Here is a 20337-nt window from a genome sequence, read left to right on the forward strand (position 1 = left end):
TTCAGAACAGCGTGGGATCCGCCGGTGCGGTGCCCGGCCGCGGGGATGCCGCGGCCGGGCGCCGGTGCTCGGTCACGCGTGCGCCGAGTCCGTAGCGGGCCACCAGGGGATCGACGCGGCTCTTCAGCCACGTCCTGTACTCCGGCGAGACGTACGCGCCGCGGCCGTAGATCTGCCGATACCGCCGGATCAGGGCCGGATGTTCCCGGCCCAGCCACGACAGGAACCAGCCGCGGGTGGCGCCGCGCAGGTGCATCGGCAGCACCGTCACGCCGGTGGCCCCGGCGGCGGAGAGCGCGCCGAGCAGGTCGTCGAGGTGCCGGCTCGAGTCGGTGAGGCACGGGATGACGGGGGCGACCATGACGTGGCAGGGCAGGCCGGCGTCGCTGATCGCGCGGATCAGGTCCAGCCGCGCCTTCGGTGTGGGCGTGCCGGGCTCGATCTGCTGTTGCAGTTCGGGATCGCCGATCGCGAGCGACACCGCGACCCCGACGTCGACCTGCCCGGCGGCCAGGGTGAGCAACGGCAGGTCGCGGCGCAGCAGCGTGCCCTTGGTGAGGATGGAGAACGGGGTGCCGGACTCGGCGAGGGCACGGATGACACCGGGCATGAGCCGGTAGCGGCCCTCGGCCCGCTGGTACGGGTCGGTGTTGGTGCCGAGGGCGACGTGCTCGCGCTTCCACGACCGTCGGGCGAGTTCGCGGCGCAGGACCGCGGCGACGTTGGTCTTGACGACGATCTGGCTGTCGAAGTCGCGGCCCGCATCGAGGTCGAGGTACTCGTGGGTCGGCCGGGCGAAGCAGTACCGGCAGGCGTGCGAGCACCCGCGAAAGGTGTTGACGGTGAAGCGGAACGGAAGCTGTGAGGCCTCGGGCGTCTTGTTCAGCGCGCTCTTGCACAGCACCTCGTGGAAGGTGATGCCGTCGAATTCGGGAGTCCGGACGCTGCGGACGAGCCCGGCCCGTTCGAGACCCGGGAGCGCGCCGTCGTCGACGTCGAGAGTCTGTGCCGCCCACCGCATGCAGACAGTCGAACATACGTGCTAATCGCAGTCAAGCGCAGGCGGCTGCGCCGCCGGTGTGCCCTTTGGGCTGTCCCAGCAGCCCAAAGGGCACACCGGCGCTATGCGCCTCCGGCCTCCCAGCGGGCACGTTCGGCGCCGAACGCCACCGACTGCACCCGCCGGAACGCGTCGATCGACGCGGCGTGGTCCGCGAGGAACCGCTCGTGCTCGGCGAGCGAGAAGGTGCCGTCGACGATCTCGACTCCCCCGCCCCGGCCGGCGGCGAGGTCGGCGCGCAGGTCCAGCAGTTCCTCCGGCTCGACGGGATACCAGGAGATCCGGTCGAAGAAGCGCAGCAACCAGGGCGTTCCCGCCTCGAACGGCCCAGCCGGCTGCGGATGCCGGTGGTTCCACACCTGCGTCGTGCGGCCGACGAACTGGTAGCCGCCCGGACCCTCCATCCCGTAGATGCACAGGTACGCCCCACCGATGCCGACGGCGTTCTCCGGCGTCCACGTCCGCGCCGGGTTGTACTTGGTCGTCACCAGCCGGTGCCGCGGGTCGAGCGGCGTCGCGACGGGCGCCCCGAGGTACACGTCACCGAGGCCGAGCACCATGTAGTCGGCGGCGAAGACGGTGTCGAACACGTCGTTCACCGAGGCGAGGCCGTTCATCCGCCGGATGAACTCGATGTTCCACGGGCACCACGGCGCATCCGCCCGCACCCCGTGCATGTACCGCTGGATGGCCTCACGAGTGGCCGGGTCGTCCCACGAGAGCGGCAGCCGCACCTGCCGGCTCGGCACCACGAGCTCGTCGCTCGCCGGGAGCTGCCCCTCCACGTCGGCGAGCAGGTCGAGCAGCGCCGGCACCGGCAGCACGTCGGGATCGACCTTGACCTGCAGCGACCGGATGCCGGGGGTGAGCTCGAGCAGACCCGCGGGGCGTTCGGCGTCGAGCCGCTGGTGCAGGGCGTGCACCCGGGCGCGCAACGCGAGATCGAGGGTCATGTCGCCGTACTCGACGAGGACGTTGTCGTCCCCGCTGCGCCGATAGGTCACCGGGGTGTCGCCGTCGCGACGGGCGAGCACGCCGTCGTCGCCGTCCCCACCGGGCGAGACCACCAGCGACAGCCCCGCCCGGCGGGCCACCCCCAGCGCCCGCCGCGACGCGGCGTGCTCGGCCCGGACCGGGACGAACCGCACCCGGTGCCCGGGGGCGAGCTGACCCAGCTTCCACCGCTCGGCCGCGACGACGGTGACGGGACAGACGAATCCGCCCAGACTCGGCCCGTCGGGCCCGAGCAGGATGGGGGTGTCGCCGGTGAAGTCGAGGGCGCCGACGGAGTAGGCGTTGTCGTGGATGTTCGACGGGTGCAGCCCCGCCTCCCCGCCGTCGGGCCGGGCCCACCGCGGCTTCGGCCCGACGAGCCGCACACCGGTGCGGTCGGAGTTGAAGTGCACCTCGTACTCGGTGGCGTAGATCGTGTCGATGTCGGTGCGGGTGAAGAACTCCGGGGCACCGTGCGGACCTTCGGTGACGGCGATGTCCCAGCGGGTGGTCATGGCCGGGACGTGCTCGGCGGGAACCGGGACCGCCGGGCCGCTCGCCGACTCCCCCACGACGAGCACGTCCCCCTCGGCGAGCGTCCTCCCCTCGTGACCACCGAACCGCCCGAGCGTGAACGTCGCTGCGCTGCCGAGGAACTCGGGGACGTCGAGACCACCCTGCACGAGTACGTACACGCGCAGCCCGGGGCCGGCGAGGGCTCCGACGTCGAGCACGCCACCGGCGGGGACGGTGACGGGGCGCCACTGCGGGACCACCGTGCCGTCCACCCGCACGGTCGCCGGGGCACCCGTGACGCACACCCGCGTGGCGTCGGTGAAGCGCAGTGCCGGCCCGGCCATGACGGATTCGAGACCGGGCGCCCCGTCGGGGTTGCCGAGCGAGGCGTTGCCGAGGCGGAACGACAGGTCGTCCATGGGGCCGGACGGCGGGACCCCGATCTGCCAGTAGCCGGTGCGTCCGGGGTAGTCCTGGACGGTGGTGAGCATGCCGGGCCGGTCGACGGTGATCTTGGTGGTCATGACGGGCAAGCCTCCGGTCGGGTGACGATCATCCGCACCTCGGTCGGGTCGAAACCGTTGCACGGGTTGTTGATCTGCGGACAGTTGGAGACGAGGACGAGCACGTCGCGGTCGGCGCGCAGTGCGAGGCGCTTGCCGGGGGCGGACAGGCCGTCGACGATGCCGAGGGTGCCGTCGGGGTCGACGGGCACGTTCATGAAGAAGTTGATGTTGGAGACGAGGTCGCGTTTGCCCAGGCCCCACCGGGCGCCTTCGGCGAGGAAGTTCTCGACGCACGCGTGCTGATGCTTCGTGTGGTGGCCGTAGCGCAGGGTGTTCGATTCCTGCGAGCAGGCGCCGCCGACGGTGTCGTGATTGCCGACCTCGTCGGCGACGAGGGTCATGAGGGCCTCGCCGTCGCCGGCGCGCAGCACGGATCCCGTGGTGAGGAACAGGTGTTGCTGGGCAGCGATCGTGGCGGGTGCGCTGTAGCGGACGGCGGTGTCGTGCGCGTCGTAGATCAGGGTGTCGACGGCCTGGTTGCCGTGCAGGTCGACGACGGTGAGCACGTCGCCGGCGGCGACGACGGCCGACCAGGGTCCGCGGGCGCCGGCGATCTCGTCGCGGATCACCGTCCCGGGCACGAGGGCGGGCAGGTCGAGGGTCGAGGTCATGATCAGTGCTCCGTTCCGGTGGCGGCGATCCAGGCGTCCTCGGTGTTGAGGACGGCGCGCCGGTATTCGGGGTCCGTGTTCGGCAGGGCGTCGAGGTCGCGCGGGGCGTGCCAGGCGAGCACTTCGAGGGTCGTGGTGGAGAAACGTGGCGCCGGGTCGAGGGGGTGGGCGGTGTTGGCGATCAGCGCGATGACCGGCAGGTGGATCAGCAGCTCGACGCAGGCTCCGGCCCCGGCGCTGCCGGTGCTGGTCAGCGCGCCGTCGCCGCCGACGTGCACGCCGTGGAAGAACGACAGCGACGGCGGGAGGTCGCGGGGGGCCAGGCCGTGCTTCGCCGCGGCGACGGTGAACAGCTCCCGACCCGCGGGCGCGTGCGAATGCAGGCTGCCCGCACCGTATTTCGTGGTGTTCCCGGCCAGGTGGGTGGTGCCGCACAGCGCGTCGTGCCGGCCGGAGGTGTCGGCGACGACGGTGGCGAGCACCCGGCCCTGGTCCGACAGCAGCGGATGTCCGACTCCGAGGTAGGCCTGCCACGGCACCTTGACGGTGTCGGCGACGTTGAGGCGCTCGTGCGGGGCGTCGGCGCGGAAGAGCAGCAGGTGGGCGCAGGCGGCGCCGTCGAGGTCGCGCAGGCGCAGCCGGGTGCCGCGGGCGAGGACCTTGGTGGTGTAGCGGCCGCCGGGCACGGTCTCGGCCCAGGTCATGGGGGCCGTGCGGCCGCCGGGTGGGGTCGGGTGCGCCGAGGCGGGGACGGTGGGCATGCCGGCGGTGACGGTGCCGGCCTGCGCTCGGGCGTGTGCCTTCGCGGCGCGGGTGGTCGCGGTGTCGGTCATGCTCGGGCTCCGATCGTGACGGGGTTCGGGTGCGCGGTGCGGCGCGGGAAGCACAGGGCGCCCAGGGCGACGACGGCGGCGACGGTGAGCGGCGCGGCCCACTGCAGCAGCGGCATGGTGCCGTCCGGGTCGAAGATCTCGGCGCGCGGCCAGGACAGGTTGATCACCATCAGCAGGCCGTACGCGACGGCGAGGACGTTGACGGGAAGACCCCATCGGCCGAGGGAGAACAGCGGGTTGCCGTCGGCGTCGGTCGTCGCGGCGTCGTGCGGCCGGCCGCGCAGCCGGCGCAGCAGCAGCGGGACGGTGACCATCAGGTAGGCGAGGTAGATGAGCACGATGCACACGCTCGACAGGGTGGCGAAGATCGCGCTGTTGCCCATGTTCACCGCGAGGATGCCGATGCACACCACACCGATCAGCACGGCCGGCGCGATGGGAGTGCCGGTACGGGCGTTGACGTGCGACAGGACCTTCGAGGCGGGCAGGCGCTCGTCACGGGCCATCGAGAAGATCAGGCGCGACGCGGCGGTCTGGATGGCCAGGGTGCAGATGAACACGGCGATGGCCACGTCGACGAGGAGCAGCGTGCCCCACGGCGAGGACAGGATGGCGCCGAGCACGTAGGGCAGGCCCTCGGCGGCGAGGCGACCGTCGGTGAGACTGGGGGCGGCCATGAGGGCGCCGAGGATCATCAGGCCACCGCCGATCGCGGAGACGGACAGGGCGAGGCGGATGGTGCGGGGGGCGACCCGCCGCGGGTTGCGGGTCTCCTCGGCGAGTTCGCCGGCCGAGCCGAAACCGACCATGACGTAGGCGGCCATGAGACCCGAGACGATCCAGGCCCAGCCGTACCCGGGGCTCGCCCCGGGCACGCCGGTGTCGAGGACGACCTGCGGGCCGCGGACGGCATGGGTGAAGAACATGCCGATCACGGCGACGACGCCGACGATCTCGCAGGTGACGCCGATGCTGTTGATCCGCGACATCCAGTTCACGCCGATGCTGTTGATGATCGTGGTGAGCACGAGCAGCACCGACCCGAGCAGGACGGCGTTGGCGGCCCCGGACGAGGAGGTCAGTGACGGGTCGTCGCCGATGATCTGGAATCCACTCCAGACGGCCGGGAGAACCACCTGCAGGGCGATCGCGGCGGCCGCGGCGGTCACCATCTGCGCGAGGATCATGAACCAGCCGGCGAACCAGCCGACCACCTCGCCGCCCATCCGGCGGGACCACTGGTAGATCGCCCCGGAGATCGGGTAGCGCGCCGCGAGTTCGGCGAAGTTCAGGGCGACCGTGAACTGGCCGGCGAACACCACCACCCACGTCCAGAAGAAGGCGGGGCCGCCGAAGCCGAAGCCGAGGCCGAACAGCTGGAAGATGGTCGTGAGGATGGAGACGAACGAGAAGCCGGCGGCGAAGGAGGCGAACCTGCCGAGGTTGCGGTGCAGCTGTTGCTGGTAGCCGAATTCGCCCAGGTCGCCCGCGTCCTGGTGCGGGGCGGCCGGTGCAGCGGCAGCCGGCCGGGTGAGCGTCAGGCTCATGGCGGTGTCCGTTTCTGTGCGCGGTGCGGCGGCCGGATGACCGTCGAAAAACTGTCGAGTGACAGTTTTCGCGAGGCCACGTCTTGTCCGAATGACCGCGGCGTAACGAGTTCGTGACCGACGTTTCCACCGTGTGACGGTCTGCTCACCGCGCGCCCGCTCGGCCGCGGTCGCCGGATCTGTGCCATCGTCGACGGCGTGACCCATGCCCGCCCCGGACGCCCTCGACTGCACGGGCCACGCCGACCCGGTGCCACCGCACGCGCCGAGATCCTCGACGCCGCAGCGGAACTGTTCACCACCCGCGGATTCGCATCCACCTCGACGCGACTCGTCGCCGAGGCCGTCGGCGTCCGGCAGGCCTCCCTGTACAACCACTTCGCCACCAAGGACGACATCCTCGCGGCGCTGCTCGAGCAGACCGTCGCCCCCACCCTGTCGTTCTGCGAGCAGCTCGGCGACGACGCGCCGGCCGAGGCACGGCTGTACGCCCTGGCACTGTTCGACACCGCACAACTCGTCACGGGACGGTGGAATCTCGGTGCGCTGTATCTGCTCCCGGAGGTCCGCACCGACCGGTTCGCACAGTTCCACGCCGCCCGGGCCGGTCTGCGCGCGTGCTACCGCCGGCTCGCGGTCACCGTCCTCGGCCCTCGCGCCGCCGGAGCCGAGGCCGACGATCCCCGGGCCGACCTGCCGTTCCGGTTGGTCGAATCCGCCATCAACACCCGGGCGGACGGGGGCAGGGACGACGTCGCCGACCTGCCGGAGGTGCTGGCGGAGGCGGCCCTGCGCGTGCTCGGGTTCACCGGCCCCACAGAGCCCGTGCGCGACGTCGCCCGCGCGCTCGTCGCCCGTGTCGCCCCCTCGAGTTAGAGTGCTGCGCACGCGAATCTGATTGGGGGGTCATCATGAGCGGTTTGTTCGACGCTGCCGGCTCGTTCTCGACGGGGGGCGGCGTCCGTGTCGTGCCCGACGGGGTGCGGGCGTTCGGCAGCACGTCCCTGCGCGCCGCGGAGGAGGTCGCCCGCGCGGGCGGAGTGGATCTGCAGGCGAATGTCTCGTCGCTGAGCCCGGCCATGGGCCTGATCGGTGCGGACTTCGTCGCCGCGTTCGCCGTCGCGCAGGGTGCACACACTCGCGCCGTCGCCCAGCTGGCGTACGTCTACGCGTCCGGCGGTGTCGCCGCGCACGACGCCGCCGCCCGGTACGAGGCGCTCGACGCGGCGACCGCCGCGGGTCTCGGCGCGGCCGTCGCGGGAATCGGGGGCGCGCGATGACGGCGCAGGGGGCGCCGGTCGCCTCGCCCACCGTCCTCGACGCGCTCCGCGCGTCCCCTGCCGGCCCGGTCCTCGACCTGCCCCTGCCCGCGCCGGCCCCGGCCCCGCCGACGTGGTCGCCGGAATCCGGGCTCGATGCACTATCCGAGGTGCTGCAGTCGATTCCGGTTCCACCGGTGCCGGGAATCGACGAATTGCTGCGTCCCCTGCGCGATCTGGGCGACCTGTTCGGCACCGGGATCGTCGAGGCGCTCGACCCGTCTGCGGTGCTGCAGCAGTCGTCGCGGGTGCTCGAGGGCGCGGCGTCGCTGACGCGCACGGCACTGCATGCACTGCCGGACTCGTGGGAGGGGGCACCCGCCGAGGCCGCGCTCGACAAGGGTCGCCAGGCACAGCTGAGCGCGGTCGAGCTGGGCGAGCGGGGCGACGAGATCGGAGCGGTCACCCGCGCCGCGACCGCCAGTGTCGAGCGCGGCAACGTCGAACTCGGCGGAATCGCGCAGTCCTTCCTGGCGTTCGCCGCGGCGACGGCGCCCGTCGCGCTGACACCACCGGGACAGGTCGCGCTGCTCACCGCCGCCGCCGAGCACGTGTCCGCGGCGCTGGCGGTGGTCGCGCGTACCCGCGGCGAACTGCTCGGCCACACCGCGGCGATGAACGCGCTCGCCGCGCCGATCACCGTGCCTGCGCCCGTCGCCACGCCCGGCCTGCCCGCTCCGTCGGACGTCGCCGCGACCGCCACGAAGGCCGTGGAGATCGTCGCCGCGACCGGTGCGCCCGGCGATCTGCCCGCACAGACGCAGGCCGCGGCATTCGCAGGCGGCACCGGACCGGCGACCCCGACGCTCGCCGCCGCCACCGCCCCGGCGAGCAGCGCGAATGGCGTCGCACCGGGCGGGGGCGGTGTCTCGCTGGGCGCGGCAGGCGCGGCGGCCCTCGGGGGCGCGGTCGGCGGTCTCGGCGGCGCCCCGTCGAACCCCCGGTCCACCGCGACTGCTCCCGTGTCCACCGTGGCTTCGACCGCCCGTCATCCGCTCGCGGCCGCCCTCCCGGCCACCGGACGCGCGGACGACGACACGCCCCGGCGGACCCGTCCGGCGATCCTGGTGTCCGCGGCGAACAGCACCGCCGTGATCGGCGAGCTCCCGCCGGCGACGGCCCCGGTGATCGGGGGCGGTGACGACTGGTGATCCCCGGGTTCCCGTCCCGCCGGGGTGTGGGGCGGGAACCGGGCCCTTCGTGACCGGCGTGGCCGTAGCGGCGGTTCGGTGCGGGCATCGCCGTCGAGGTGGCGAGGGCGCCGAGTCCTGGGCGCGACGAGCACACGGCGTCACCGAACGCGAGAACCGGGACGTGGTCGCCCCGACCGTGGTGAACTGACTGACGAACCGGTCCCCTCTCGACCGGTCCGTAGTTGTCACCGACCCGACGGAGTTCTCGAGGGATGACGATCGACCACGACCGCGTCGTCGCCTGGCGACGGGACCTGCATGCCCACCCGGAGCTGTCGTTCGCGGAGTTCCGGACGACCGCGCTGGTGCGCGATCAGCTGGTCTCGCTCGGGCTGAGCCCGGTGACCCTGCCGGGGGGCACCGGACTGTGGTGCGACGTCGGCCCGGACACGAGCGAATGCCTCGCGCTGCGGGCCGACCTCGACGCCCTGCCGCTCACCGAGACCACCGGGTTGCCGTATGCATCGACCGTGGCGGGCGTGTGCCACGCGTGCGGGCACGATGCCCACACCGCGATGCTGCTCGAGGCAGCCACCGTGCTCGCGGCGGACCCACCCCCGCAACGGGTGCGGTTGATCTTCCAGCCGGGCGAGGAGACCACGCCGGGCGGCGCCCTCGAGGTCGTCGCGGCGGGTGGTCTCGAGGGGGTGTCCCGGATCTTCGCGCTGCACTGCGCCCCGCAACTCGAGGCGGGCAAGCTCGCCACCCGCGCCGGCCCGATCACCTCGTCCGGGGCCGTGCTCACGGTCCGGTTGTCCTCCCCCGGGGGCCATTCGGCCCGTCCGCATCTGACCGGGGACCTGATCCACGCGGCGGCCGTCCTCGTCACCGGTCTGGCATCGGTGCTCGATCGACGCCTCGACGCCCGTACCGCCACCGTCCTGACCTGGGGACGGGTTCGGGCCGGGCACGTCGGCAACGCCATCCCCGAGGAAGGCGAACTGGTGGGCACGTTGCGCAGCGCGTCGCACGAGACGTGGGCGACGGTCGAGCCCCTGGTGCGACGCAGCGTCGCCGAACTGCTCGCCCCCTACGACGTGGACCACGAACTGGAGTACGTGCAGGGCGTTCCGCCGGTGGTCAACGACCCCGAGGCGGTGGCCGAGATGCTCGCCGCGATCGAGTCCGTGGTGGGCCTCGAGAACCTCGCCGAGGCGGGACAGTCCAGCGGCGGCGAGGACTTCGCGTGGTATCTCGAGCACGTCCCGGGCGCGATGGCGCGGCTGGGGGTCTGGGACGGGACGAGTCCGCGGCACGATCTTCACCAGCCCGACTTCGTACTGGACGAACGAGCCCTGGCGCACGGGGCACGCACCCTGCTGGCCCTCGCCTACGGCGGAAAGCACGAACCCCGTACCCCTGACCCGAGCGAATGAACCGTGCGGCCGGACCGAGCGAGGGAGCGACGGGCTCCGCGAGACGCGCCCGTGCGTCGCGGGGTCACCGGTGGCGGCGGACGGGTCCGGCCCGGATGGGTGGATCCGCCGCCGGGGGCGGGTCCGGACGGTGCACGGTCACGCGGACGGACCGGGTGACCGGGCCGGCGCGGCGACGGTCGTACTCCGCGCGACGATCCGGGTCGCGCAGGACGAAATACGCCTCGACGATCCGGCGCAGTTCCTCGTCCTCGTCCGGGCCGTACGGGAGGGCCGGGTTACGGAGGTCGGGGTGGTGCGCGCGCAGCTTGCGGCGGAAGGCCGCCGTGATCGCCGCCTGCGCGGCGGAATCGGAGACGTCCAGCACCGCGTAGAGATCGGGTTCGCTGCCGGACACGGCTGCGCCTCCTTCGTGTCGTCGTCGGCGGGTTCGCCCACGACGGACCGCTGCGGCCACAGGAGCGAACGCCCGGCGACCCACCTCGCGACGGAGAGGGTCGCCGGGCGTCGGCGATGAACGGGTGCGGCCCGCACTGGGTGTGCCGAGTACCGGCGGTGCGCCGACCGGTTCCGGCTGCGGGCCGGTGACCGGCTCGGCGCGTCGTGGTTGTCGTCCGGGCGGGCGGCACGCACGTCAGCGCCTCGCACTACTGCTGCGACGTCGCATCACCGTCCTTTCACGACGAGATTCCGGGGATCGTTTCCGGTACGACCCGGAGGAGAGCGCTGCGTGGCCACCACTTCCCCCGGGGCTCGCGTCCCGACTCGTCCGAGCGGTCCCCGGGAGCATGCCGCCTCGCGCGGAGGCCGGACTGCGGCGGCCCGGCATCCCGGGATGTCCACCGGCGATCGCGGCCGGGGCACCTCGAGCATGTCCAGCTCGAGTTCGAGCAGGAGCAGCTCGAGGTCCGCACCGTCGACGGGTTCTTCGGGCCCGACGAGCGGTTCGGCGATCAGGTCGAGTGCGTCCATGACTGTCTCCGCGGACACCGGTGGGTCAGGCGTCGATCGCCTTCTTGTCGCCCACCGCGATCTCGATCTTGCGCGGCTTGGCCTTCTCCGCCACGGGGATCGTCAGCCTCAGCACGCCGGCGTCGTACGTCGCCTCGATGTTGTCGGTATCGAGGTTCTCCCCGAGGAACAGCTGCCGGCTGAACACGCCGCGCGGACGCTCGGCCGCGACCATCTCCTGACTCTGGTCGCGCGCCGGTCGTTCTGCATGCACCGTCAGCACGTTCCGTTCGACGTCGAGGTCGAGCGAATCCTCGGCCACACCGGGCAGGTCGAACTCGACGACGAACTTGTCGCCCTCACGCCAGGCGTCCATGGGCATCACCGCGGGCCGGGCCGCCGTACCGAGAACCTGCTGCGCGAAGCGGTCGAGCTCGCGGAACGGATCGGTGCGCATCAACATCGTTTCCACCTCCACAGACTCTCTTCGTGCCGGTTGAGGAGAGCAGCCGATCTATGTCTGCCGCTACACCTTTCTTGTACCACTCACAACATACGAAGGCAAGGCTTTGTTCCCGGAACCGGCGCGAATTCCGCGTCGCCGGGCCATAATCCGCCGACGCAAAACCTCCCGTGCGCGGCTGTGTCCGGCTACGCTCGACCTACCGCATGATGCCGCGGCGGTTCCGGGATGCCCTGAGGCCTCACGGAGCACGCGGCGCCGCAGCGACGTCGCCGCCCCGGGGCAGCGCAAGGAGGCACCATGGTTGTCACCGAGACGAAGGCCGTCCGGCCGTACCCGCCGCGGTACGCGCCGAAGGGTTCGACGTTCTACCGACTCGTCACCACGACCGACCCGAAGATGCTCGGTCTGATGTACATCGTCACGTCGTTCACGTTCTTCCTCATCGGCGGCCTGATGGCACTGCTGATCCGCAGCGAGCTCGCCGTCCCGGGTCTGCAGTTCCTGTCCAACGAGCAGTACAACCAGTTGTTCACGATGCACGGCGGCATCATGCTGCTGATGTACGCGACCCCGATCGTGTTCGGGTTCGCGAACTACATCCTGCCGCTGCAGATCGGCGCGCCCGACGTCGCGTTCCCCCGTCTGAACGCGTTCAGCTACTGGCTGTACCTGTTCGGCGCAACCGTCGTCGCCGCCTCCCTCATCACTCCCGGCGGTGCACCGGACTTCGGATGGACGTCGTACATTCCGTTGGCGGACGATCTGCACACCCCCGGCATCGGCGCCAACCTCTGGTTCACCGGCCTCGCGGTGGCCGGTCTCGGCACCATCCTCGGCGGGGTCAACATGATCACCACGGTGGTGTGCCTGCGCGCCCCGGGCATGACGATGTTCCGGATGCCGATCTTCACCTGGAACATCTTCATCACGATGATCCTGATCCTGCTGATCTTCCCCCTGCTGACGGCCGCGTTCATGGGGGTGATGGTCGATCGGGTACTGGGCGGGAACATCTTCGACCCGGCCACCGGCGGGGTGCTCTTGTATCAGCATCTGTTCTGGTTCTTCGGTCACCCTGAGGTGTACGTCATCGCGCTGCCGTTCTTCGGCATCATCTCCGAGGTCATCCCGGTCTTCTCCCGGAAGCCGATCTTCGGCTACACCGGCCTGGTCTACGCGACCCTCGCGATCGGTGCCCTGTCGATGGCCGTCTGGGCGCACCACATGTATGCCACCGGCGCCGTGCTGCTGCCGTACTTCTCGTTCATGACGTTCCTGATCGCGGTGCCCACCGGCGTGAAGTTCTTCAACTGGATCGGCACCATGTGGAAGGGGCAGGTGACGTTCGAGACGCCGATGCTGTTCTCGGTCGGGTTCATCATCACCTTCCTGTTCGGTGGCCTGACCGGCGTCATCCTCGCCAGCCCGCCGCTCGACTTCCATGTCCACGACTCGTACTTCGTCGTCGCGCACTTCCACTACGTGCTCTTCGGCACCATCGTGTTCGCCACCTACGCCGGCATCTACTTCTGGTTCCCGAAGATGACCGGGCGGCTGATGGACGAGCGCCTCGGCAAGTGGCACTTCTGGCTGACCTTCGTCGGCTTCCACACCACGTTCCTGGTGCAGCACTGGCTGGGCAACGAGGGCATGCCGCGCCGCTACGCCGACTACCTGCCGTCGGACGGATTCACCACGCTCAACACCATTTCCACCATCGGGGCGTTCACCCTCGGCGTCTCGACGCTGCCGTTCCTGTGGAACGTGTTCAAGAGCTACCGGTACGGGCAGGTCGTCACCGTCGACGACCCGTGGGGCTACGGCAACTCCCTCGAGTGGGCGACCACCTGCCCGCCGCCGCGGCACAACTTCTACGAGCTGCCGCGCATCCGCTCCGAGCGGCCCGCGTTCGAGCTGCACTACCCGCACATGGTGGAGACCATGCGGGCGGAGGCGCACGTGGGCGTCGGCCGGCGGCACGCCGCCGAGGTCGCCGAGGAACCCCACATCCGGGACACCGCCGACCGGACACCCAAGAGCACCTGACCGGTCGGCCGGATCGGTGTAACCGGGCTCCCGCCGGGGTATCTGGAGCGCACGCCCCGCACGGGCGAGCACTCGAGAACCACTTCGGCGGGAGGCCCGGTGTCCACTGACGCAATCGTGTTGTTGAAGGAAGACCACAAGGAGATCCGCGCGTTGTTCCGCGAGTTCCGCGGCGCGGACGACGACGAGGAGAAGGGTCGGATAGTCGGACGGATCATCGAACTGCTGACCGTGCACACCTACATCGAGAACGAGGGCATGTACCCCGAGGTGCGCTCGCTCCTGCCCGACCTCGAATCGGACATCCTCGAGTCGTTCGAGGAGCACCACGTCGCGGATGTGCTGGTGATGGAACTGGCGGGGATGAAGCCCGGTGCCGAGCGGTTCGACGCGAAGACGACGGTCCTCATCGAGAACGTCGAGCACCACATCGAGGAGGAGGAAGAGGAGTGGTTCCCGAAGGTGCGGGAGGCACTCGGCCGCAAGCAGCTGCAGGAGATCGGGGCTCGGATGCTCGACCTGAAGGAGAAGGCCCCCCGCTCCCCCGCGCAGCCGTCGGCCCTGAAGAAGACGATCGACGCCGTCGTCAGCTGACACGTCGCCGGACCGCTACCGGTCCGGTTCACGAAGGCCGGGGGTGTGGAGTTGCTCCGCACCCCCGGCTACTGCGCTCCGGCGCCCCAGCGGTCCGGCGCCCCAGCGGTCCGGCGCCCCAGCGGTCCGGCGTTACGGAGCGGCGGCGGAGTCGGGCAGATCGCTCCGCGCGGACCCGTCGGCCGCGCCGCGACCCGCGCGGCTGCCCTGGTAGGCGTCGCGACGGAACGACACGAGCCACCGTGGCCACAGGTCGACCGAGGCCGGGTGGTTGAGCACCGGGTCGAACGACGGTTGCGCCTCGTCGGAGGCGCGTACCTCGCTCTCGAGCGTGACGCGCCCGGCCGGCACGAGCCGCCCGCGGGCCGACGCCACGTGCAACGAGAACACCAGCGGCCCGCCGCGCCGAGCCAGTTCCCGCACAGACGTCGACGCCGGCTGCTCCCCCTCGGGGAACGCGAAGATCCACCGCGGCGCGAGATCGACGTTCGTGCGATACGCCATCAGGGAGCCGTACCGCGCCGTCGACCAGCCTCGCGCCGGCAGCAGCACCGCCCTGGTCCGCACGTGCAGCGTGGCGAGCAGGATGTCCCACGGACCGCTCTCGAGCGAGAACCGCAGCGCCAGACCGAGGATGTCGGGCACACCGTCGGGCGTGCCCACGGCACCGGACAACCGGGCGGTCACCGGTACCCGGGCCGGGACCGAGCGCGGCCACCAGCCCGGCGCCAGTTCCGCTTCCCCCTGGAAGAGCACCCCGTGCGGGTGGAACACCCGGGCGCCGCGCAACGCGGAGGCAGCCCGGAACGGCGCGGCGAACACCGCGTGCATCGAGATCATGCGCCCCGCATACCCGGGGTGCCGCCACACCAATCGGCGTGCGCTCATTCGACGAGCGAAGCCACCTCGTGATCGGTGAGCGTGGTCTGCGGCACGCGCCCGGCGTCCCGGGCCAGCAACACCGCCCGGTACAGCGGCCGTTGCTCCAGTCCCGCTTCGCGGGCCTCCGCCCGCAGCTGCTCCACCAGTACCGACGACATCGCCGCGGCCGAGGCCAGCTCACTCGCCGCGAGCGCGTCCGCGAGCCGGCGCAACGCCAGCACATCGAGCTCCCGGCAGCCGCCGTTCGCGTACAACGCCAGCGGGACCGACACGATCCGGTCGCCGTCGTTGAGCCGCAGCACCACCTGACTGACCCGCAGCGCCGACACCACCAGTTCGACCCCGGCGAGGTTGCGCAGCTGCACCCGCCGGGTGCGCAGTGCCCCCTTCGCCGTGATCGTGGTGCCGTCGATCCAGCGGCGCCGGCGCAGCACCGCCAGGGCGCCCACTGCCGGCGGCACCCCGACGATCATCCCGGACACGACCGCGACCAGCGGGCTGGCCACCAGGTACACCAGCAAACCGGCCACCACGCCGATCAGGAGGGAGAACGCCGCGACCCTCCCGGCGCGGGGTGCGAGCACCCGCGCCGGGATCAGGTCCAGACGGGTCGGCGCAGGACGTCCCGACGGGTCAGGTGCCGGCAACGACGTCCCCGACCCGGGCGACCACGTCGTCGAGCGGCACGGTGTGCTGTTCGCCGGTGCGCAGGTCCTTGACCACGATTTCGCCGGCTTCGAGCTCTCGCTCCCCCAGGACCAGGGCAACGACGGCTCCGGAGCGGTCGGCGGCCTTCATCGCTCCCTTGACGCCGCGCCCTCCGTACGCCAGGTCCACCCGGATGCCGGCGGCGCGCAGCCGATGGGCGATCGGGACCAGCGTCGACTTGGCGGAGTCGCCCATCGGCACGCAGAACACCTCGCAGCGGGCGGGGCTGCCCGCGCTCTTGCCCTCGGCGGCGAGGGCGAGCACCGTGCGATCGATCCCGAGACCGAACCCGATGCCCGAGAGGGGCTGCCCGCCGAGCTGAGCCATCAGGCCGTCGTAGCGCCCGCCGCCGCCGATCCCGGACTGGGCGCCGAGGCCGTCGTGGACGAACTCGAAGGTGGTCTTCGTGTAGTAGTCGAGGCCGCGCACCATGCGCGGGTTGATCGTGTAGCGCACGCCGAGCGCGTCGAGGTGCGAGAGCACCTCGTCGAAGTGCGCCTTGGCCGTGTCGGAGAGGTGGTCGAGCATGAGCGGGGCGTCGGCCGTCATCTCCCGCACGTGGGGGCGCTTGTCGTCGAGGACCCGCAGCGGGTTGATCTCGGCGCGCCGGCGGGTCTCCTCGTCCAGGTCCAACCCGAACAGGAACTGCTGCAACAATTCCCGGTACTGGGGGCGGCACGTCTCGTCGCCGAGGGAGGTGATCTCGAGGCGGAATCCGTCGAGGCCGAGGCTGCGGAATCCGGCGTCGGCCACGGCGACGACCTCGGCGTCGAGGGCGGGGTCGTCGACGCCGATCGCCTCGACCCCCACCTGCTGCAGCTGACGGTACCGCCCGGCCTGGGGACGTTCGTACCGGAAGAAGGGGCCCGAGTAGCTCAGCTTGACGGGCAGCTGGCCACGGTCGAGGCCGTGCTCGATCACCGCCCGCATCACCCCGGCGGTCCCTTCCGGCCGCAACGTGACGGACCGGTCGCCGCGATCGGCGAAGGTGTACATCTCCTTGCTCACGACGTCCGTGGACTCGCCGACGCCGCGCGCGAACAGCCCGGTGTCCTCGAAGATCGGCAGCTCGATGTGCCCGTAGCCGGCCAGCCGCGCCGCGCGGGTCAAGCCGTCGCGCACGGCGACGAACTCCGCCGACTGCGGCGGGACGTAATCGGGTACACCCTTGGGCGCCGAGAACGTGGAGGGCTTGCTCAACTGTCGCTGCTTTCTCTCGTCGGTGGGTCGGGAGGCCGGGTCAGCGGGAGCCGGTCAGCCCGGCCAGAAAGGGGTTCGACGTCCGCTCCTGACCGATGGTGCTGGTCGGGCCGTGTCCGGGCAGGATCGCGGTGGAGTCGTCGCGCACGAGCAGTTTCGCCGCGATGGAGGCGAGCAGCTGTTCGTGGTCGCCGCCCGGCAGATCGGTGCGGCCGATCGAACCCTGGAACAGGGTGTCGCCGGTGAGGGCGATCTCGACGTCGTCGCCGTCGGCGGTCGTCGCGTGGGTGCGCAGCACCACCGAACCCTGGGTGTGCCCCGGGGTGTGATCGACGACGAACCGGATGCCGGCGTGCTCGACCTGATCGCCGTCGGCCAGTTCGATCACGGTGCGCGGCTCGGTGAATTCGGCGCCTTCGAGGAACGGCTTCAGCGTCGGGCCGATACCGCGACCGGGATCGGTCAGCATGTAGCGGTCCTCGGGATGGATGTAGGCCGGGATGTCGTAGCGGTCGGCGACGGCCTGCGCCGACCAGATGTGGTCGAGATGCCCGTGGGTGAGCAGCACCGCGCGCGGCGTCAACCCGGACCGGGTCAGAAAGTCCGCGAGGGGCTCGGCGGCATCCTGTCCGGGGTCGACGACGACGCAGTCCTCGGCGTCGTCCTGCGCGAGGATGTAACAGTTCGTCTGGAACATCCCGGCGGGGAATCCGGTGACGAGCACGGGCATCGCTCCTACGGTGTGGGCCTCGGTGTGGCTCCTACAGCCTAGGCCGGGCTCCCCGGCGACCGGCTCTCAGGTTGGGGTGGCAGACTCGATCCGGCTCGAGCCGGGGGCCAGCGGCGACGATGGATCCGGCAACGACGATCGGTTACGGGAGGACTACTGCAGTGCCGAGTAACGCACAGCGGCGCCAGGCCGCCAAACGCAAACTCGAGCGGCAGCTCGAACGACGGGCCCAGCGGGCGCGCAAGCGCCGCCAGCTCACCATCGGCCTGTCCGCGCTCGGTGTGGTCGCGGTCGTCGCGGCCGGCGTCGGTGTCTGGATGCTCACCCGCGACGACGGCGCGGACTCGACCGCGGCGTCGGAGACGACCGAGCCGGCGCCGCCGGAGTTCGGAGCGCTGCCGGCGGCCCGGTCCGAACCGTTGCCCGAATCCGTGACCTGTGCCTATCCGGCCGCCGGTGAGCCCGCCAGGCCCGTGCAGCCGCCCCGCACGGACGGCATCCTCACCACCGGGGAGGGCAACACCGACATCAGCGTCAGCGTGGAGACCACCCAGGGCAACATCGGGCTGGTCCTGCAGAACGACACCTCCCCGTGCACGGTCAACAACTTCCTGTCGCTGGCGTCGCAGGGGTACTTCGACGACACCGCCTGCCACCGCCTGACCACGTCCGACACGCTGGCCGTGCTGCAGTGCGGCGACCCCACCGGCACCGGGGCCGGCGGTCCCGGCTACCAGTTCGCCAACGAGTTCCCCACCGACCAGTACGCACCCGAGGATCCGGCGGCCACGCAGCCGTTGACCTATCCCCGCGGGACCGTCGCGATGGCCAACGCCGGCGCCGACACCAACGGCAGCCAGTTCTTCCTCGTGTACGGCGACTCGGTCCTGCCGCCGCAGTACACCGTGTTCGGCACCATCGACGAGACCGGCCTCGCGACCCTCGACAAGGTCGCCGCGGGCGGGGTCGAGGGCGGCGGCCAGGACGGCGCGCCGGCCCAGCCGATCTCGCTGACCAGTGTCAGGATGGACTGATGACTCGTACTCGATCCGTCGTCGCCCGGACGGCCGTGGCCGGAGTGGGCGTGGCGCTGCTGCTCGCGGGGTGCTCGGACGATCCGGACGGCGGGTCCGCGACCGCGACGAGCGCCGCGGCGCCGACGTCCGCCCCGTCGCTGTCCGACTTCCCCGCCTTGCCCGTCCAGCGTGCCGAGCCGCTGCCCGAGACGGTGAGCTGCGCGTACCCGTCGGACGGACGGACGGCCGCGAAGCCGGCGCAGCCGCCGCGCGCCGAGAATGTCCCCACCACCGACACCGGCGTCACCGTCACCACCACCCAGGGCGACATCGGCCTGACTCTCCGGGGCGAGCTGTCCCCGTGCACCGTCAACAGTTTCCTGTCGCTCGCGTCGCAGGGATATTTCGACGACACCGACTGCCACCGCCTGACCACCGACCCGACGCTGTCGGTGCTGCAGTGCGGCGATCCCACCGCCACGGGCACCGGTGGACCGGGCTACGAGTTCGCCAACGAGTTCCCCACCGACCAGTACGCGCCCGGAGATCCACAGGCGCAGAATCCGATGGTCTACCCGCGGGGCACGCTCGCGATGGCCAACGCCGGCCCCGGCACCAACGGCAGCCAGTTCTTCCTGGTGTACGGCGACTCGATCCTGCCGCCGCAGTACACCGTGTTCGGCACCATCGACGAGACCGGCCTGGCGACGCTCGACGAGATCGCCGCGGCCGGGGTGGACGGCGGCGGACCCGACGGCCCACCGGCCGCGACGACGACGCTGACCGCCGTCCGCACGGCCTGACCCGGCGCGTTCCGCAACGCCCCGCCCACCCGCCGGTGAGCGGGGCGTTCGCGTCCCCGCCGCGGGCAGGGGTCTGTCGGTTTGTGACGGGATCGTCTACTGTGCCGTGTCTGTGACCTCTGGTACCTCCATCGCTGTGCGTGCGGCCCTGAGCGTGGCCGTGGCACTCGCGACCGCAGCGTGTGCCGCGTCCGCGACCGCGCCCGCCCCTGCCGCGCTGCGGGCGACGACGACCGCTACGGTCGCCGGGCCCGCCGGGTTCGACCCGTCCGCCTATGCCGCTCTGCCGCCGCGTCCCGAACCGGGTGCCGCCACGGTCACCTGCACGTATCCTGCCGCCGGACCGGCGGCGCGGACGGCGACCATGCCCGGATCGACGTCCGTGCCTGCGACCGGAACGGTGGAGCTCACGCTGACGACCTCCGCGGGACCGGTCCCGTTGGTTCTCGAGCGCGCCGCAGCCCCGTGCGCGGTGCACAGCTTCGCCGGTCTCGCGCGGCAGGGCTTCTTCGACGGGACGCAGTGTCATCACGTGACGGACGAACCGGGCATGCAGATGCTCCGGTGCGGCGATCCGAGCGGATCCGGGGTGGGCGGGCCCGGCTACACGTTCGCCGACGAGTACCCCGTCACGGTCGTCCGCGGGGAGAACGGCTATCTGCCCGCCCCGGTCGTGTATCCACGCGGCACCGTCGCGATGGCAGGCGCCGGGCACCGGGACAGCAACGGCAGCCAGTTCCTGCTCGTCTTCGGCGACTCGCTGCTCCATCCGCAGTACTCGGTGTTCGGTACCGTCGCCGAACCGGGCCTGCCGGTGCTCGAGGAGGTCGCCGCGGCCGGCAACGACGGCTCGAGCCCGCTCGGCGGCGGGCGCCCCCTCGCTCCGCTCGTCATCACCGACGTGGGATGAGACGCGACCGGCGCGGC

Annotated in this window: 21 protein-coding genes; 9 read left to right on the top strand and 12 right to left on the bottom strand. The window is 71.5% G+C overall.

What is annotated here, in order from left to right; genetic code table 11:
* Position 1: 1 nt before the first annotated feature.
* The 5 genes from RR3_RS11075 to RR3_RS11095 form a co-directional block, all read right to left on the bottom strand.
* Positions 2–1021: an Rv2578c family radical SAM protein gene (locus RR3_RS11075; protein WP_064066278.1), complete on the bottom strand. Its 1020-nt coding sequence runs from the start codon at positions 1019–1021 to the stop codon at positions 2–4.
* A gap of 101 nt (positions 1022–1122) precedes the next feature.
* Complete coding sequence (locus tag RR3_RS11080; protein WP_010595213.1) at positions 1123–3093, bottom strand: 5-oxoprolinase/urea amidolyase family protein; 1971 nt, start codon at positions 3091–3093, stop codon at positions 1123–1125.
* Entirely contained in the window at positions 3090–3746 is a 657-nt protein-coding gene (locus tag RR3_RS11085) for an urea amidolyase associated protein UAAP2 (protein WP_010595214.1), read from the bottom strand. The genes RR3_RS11080 and RR3_RS11085 overlap by 4 nt, the downstream gene beginning before the upstream one ends.
* A gap of 2 nt (positions 3747–3748) precedes the next feature.
* The gene (locus tag RR3_RS11090; RefSeq protein WP_010595215.1) at positions 3749–4579 is read right to left on the bottom strand and encodes an urea amidolyase associated protein UAAP1; all 831 of its coding nucleotides are present in this window, start codon (positions 4577–4579) and stop codon (positions 3749–3751) included.
* Complete coding sequence (locus tag RR3_RS11095; RefSeq protein WP_010595216.1) at positions 4576–6126, bottom strand: amino acid permease; 1551 nt, start codon at positions 6124–6126, stop codon at positions 4576–4578. The genes RR3_RS11090 and RR3_RS11095 overlap by 4 nt, the downstream gene beginning before the upstream one ends.
* Positions 6127–6324: 198 nt before the next feature.
* Between RR3_RS11095 and RR3_RS11100 the strand changes: the two genes are divergently transcribed.
* The 4 genes from RR3_RS11100 to RR3_RS11115 all read left to right on the top strand — a co-directional run bounded on the left by RR3_RS11100 (position 6325) and on the right by RR3_RS11115 (position 10014).
* Positions 6325–7002, top strand: a complete 678-nt coding sequence (locus RR3_RS11100) for a TetR/AcrR family transcriptional regulator (protein ID WP_010595217.1) — start codon at positions 6325–6327, stop codon at positions 7000–7002.
* A 35-nt stretch (positions 7003–7037) separates the two neighbouring features.
* Entirely contained in the window at positions 7038–7406 is a 369-nt protein-coding gene (locus RR3_RS11105; RefSeq protein ID WP_010595218.1) for a type VII secretion target, read from the top strand.
* Positions 7403–8596, top strand: a complete 1194-nt coding sequence (locus RR3_RS11110) for a hypothetical protein (RefSeq protein WP_064066277.1) — start codon at positions 7403–7405, stop codon at positions 8594–8596. Before RR3_RS11105 ends, RR3_RS11110 begins: the two co-directional genes overlap by 4 nt.
* Positions 8597–8850: 254 nt before the next feature.
* A complete protein-coding gene (locus RR3_RS11115; protein WP_017681341.1) occupies positions 8851–10014 on the top strand; it encodes an amidohydrolase in 1164 nt (387 codons plus the stop codon).
* 64 nt (positions 10015–10078) lie between these two features.
* On the opposite strand, the gene RR3_RS11120 is transcribed toward RR3_RS11115, so the two are convergent.
* From RR3_RS11120 to RR3_RS11130, 3 genes are all read right to left on the bottom strand, one after another.
* Positions 10079–10411 (bottom strand): DnaJ domain-containing protein, encoded by a 333-nt coding sequence (locus tag RR3_RS11120; protein WP_064066276.1) that lies wholly within the window; start codon positions 10409–10411, stop codon positions 10079–10081.
* Positions 10412–10680: 269 nt separating this feature from the next.
* Entirely contained in the window at positions 10681–10986 is a 306-nt protein-coding gene (locus RR3_RS11125) for a hypothetical protein (protein ID WP_010595222.1), read from the bottom strand.
* A gap of 25 nt (positions 10987–11011) precedes the next feature.
* Positions 11012–11428: an Hsp20/alpha crystallin family protein gene (locus RR3_RS11130; protein ID WP_010595223.1), complete on the bottom strand. Its 417-nt coding sequence runs from the start codon at positions 11426–11428 to the stop codon at positions 11012–11014.
* A gap of 300 nt (positions 11429–11728) precedes the next feature.
* On the opposite strand from RR3_RS11130, the gene ctaD reads away from it, so the two are divergent.
* Positions 11729–13477 carry an aa3-type cytochrome oxidase subunit I gene (ctaD, locus tag RR3_RS11135; protein ID WP_064066275.1) on the top strand — a complete coding sequence of 583 codons (1749 nt, stop codon included), beginning with the start codon at positions 11729–11731 and terminating at the stop codon, positions 13475–13477.
* A 99-nt stretch (positions 13478–13576) separates the two neighbouring features.
* The gene (locus RR3_RS11140) at positions 13577–14071 is read left to right on the top strand and encodes a hemerythrin domain-containing protein (protein ID WP_064066274.1); all 495 of its coding nucleotides are present in this window, start codon (positions 13577–13579) and stop codon (positions 14069–14071) included.
* Positions 14072–14203: 132 nt separating this feature from the next.
* Here RR3_RS11140 and RR3_RS11145 read toward each other — a convergent pair whose 3' ends face one another.
* The 4 genes from RR3_RS11145 to RR3_RS11160 are packed head-to-tail and all read right to left on the bottom strand — an operon-like array spanning position 14204 to position 17585.
* Entirely contained in the window at positions 14204–14911 is a 708-nt protein-coding gene (locus RR3_RS11145; protein WP_064066273.1) for a hypothetical protein, read from the bottom strand.
* A 44-nt stretch (positions 14912–14955) separates the two neighbouring features.
* Positions 14956–15537: a hypothetical protein gene (locus RR3_RS11150; protein ID WP_010596859.1), complete on the bottom strand. Its 582-nt coding sequence runs from the start codon at positions 15535–15537 to the stop codon at positions 14956–14958.
* A 49-nt stretch (positions 15538–15586) separates the two neighbouring features.
* On the bottom strand, positions 15587–16861 hold the full coding sequence (hisS, locus tag RR3_RS11155; protein WP_017681347.1) for a histidine--tRNA ligase: 1275 nt from the start codon (positions 16859–16861) through the stop codon (positions 15587–15589).
* Positions 16862–16901: 40 nt separating this feature from the next.
* Entirely contained in the window at positions 16902–17585 is a 684-nt protein-coding gene (locus tag RR3_RS11160; RefSeq protein ID WP_026137910.1) for an MBL fold metallo-hydrolase, read from the bottom strand.
* Positions 17586–17752: 167 nt separating this feature from the next.
* Between RR3_RS11160 and RR3_RS11165 the strand changes: the two genes are divergently transcribed.
* The 3 genes from RR3_RS11165 to RR3_RS11175 all read left to right on the top strand — a co-directional run bounded on the left by RR3_RS11165 (position 17753) and on the right by RR3_RS11175 (position 20320).
* Positions 17753–18625, top strand: coding sequence for a peptidylprolyl isomerase (locus RR3_RS11165; protein WP_010596856.1), 873 nt, complete (start codon positions 17753–17755; stop codon positions 18623–18625).
* Positions 18625–19410 carry a peptidylprolyl isomerase gene (locus tag RR3_RS11170; protein WP_010596855.1) on the top strand — a complete coding sequence of 262 codons (786 nt, stop codon included), beginning with the start codon at positions 18625–18627 and terminating at the stop codon, positions 19408–19410. Before RR3_RS11165 ends, RR3_RS11170 begins: the two co-directional genes overlap by 1 nt.
* Positions 19411–19522: 112 nt before the next feature.
* Positions 19523–20320 carry a peptidylprolyl isomerase gene (locus tag RR3_RS11175; protein WP_228287157.1) on the top strand — a complete coding sequence of 266 codons (798 nt, stop codon included), beginning with the start codon at positions 19523–19525 and terminating at the stop codon, positions 20318–20320.
* The last annotated feature ends 17 nt before the right edge of the window (positions 20321–20337 follow it).

This window comes from Rhodococcus ruber NBRC 15591, assembly GCF_001894945.1.
GTDB classification, from domain to species: Bacteria; Actinomycetota; Actinomycetes; order Mycobacteriales; family Mycobacteriaceae; genus Rhodococcus; species Rhodococcus ruber.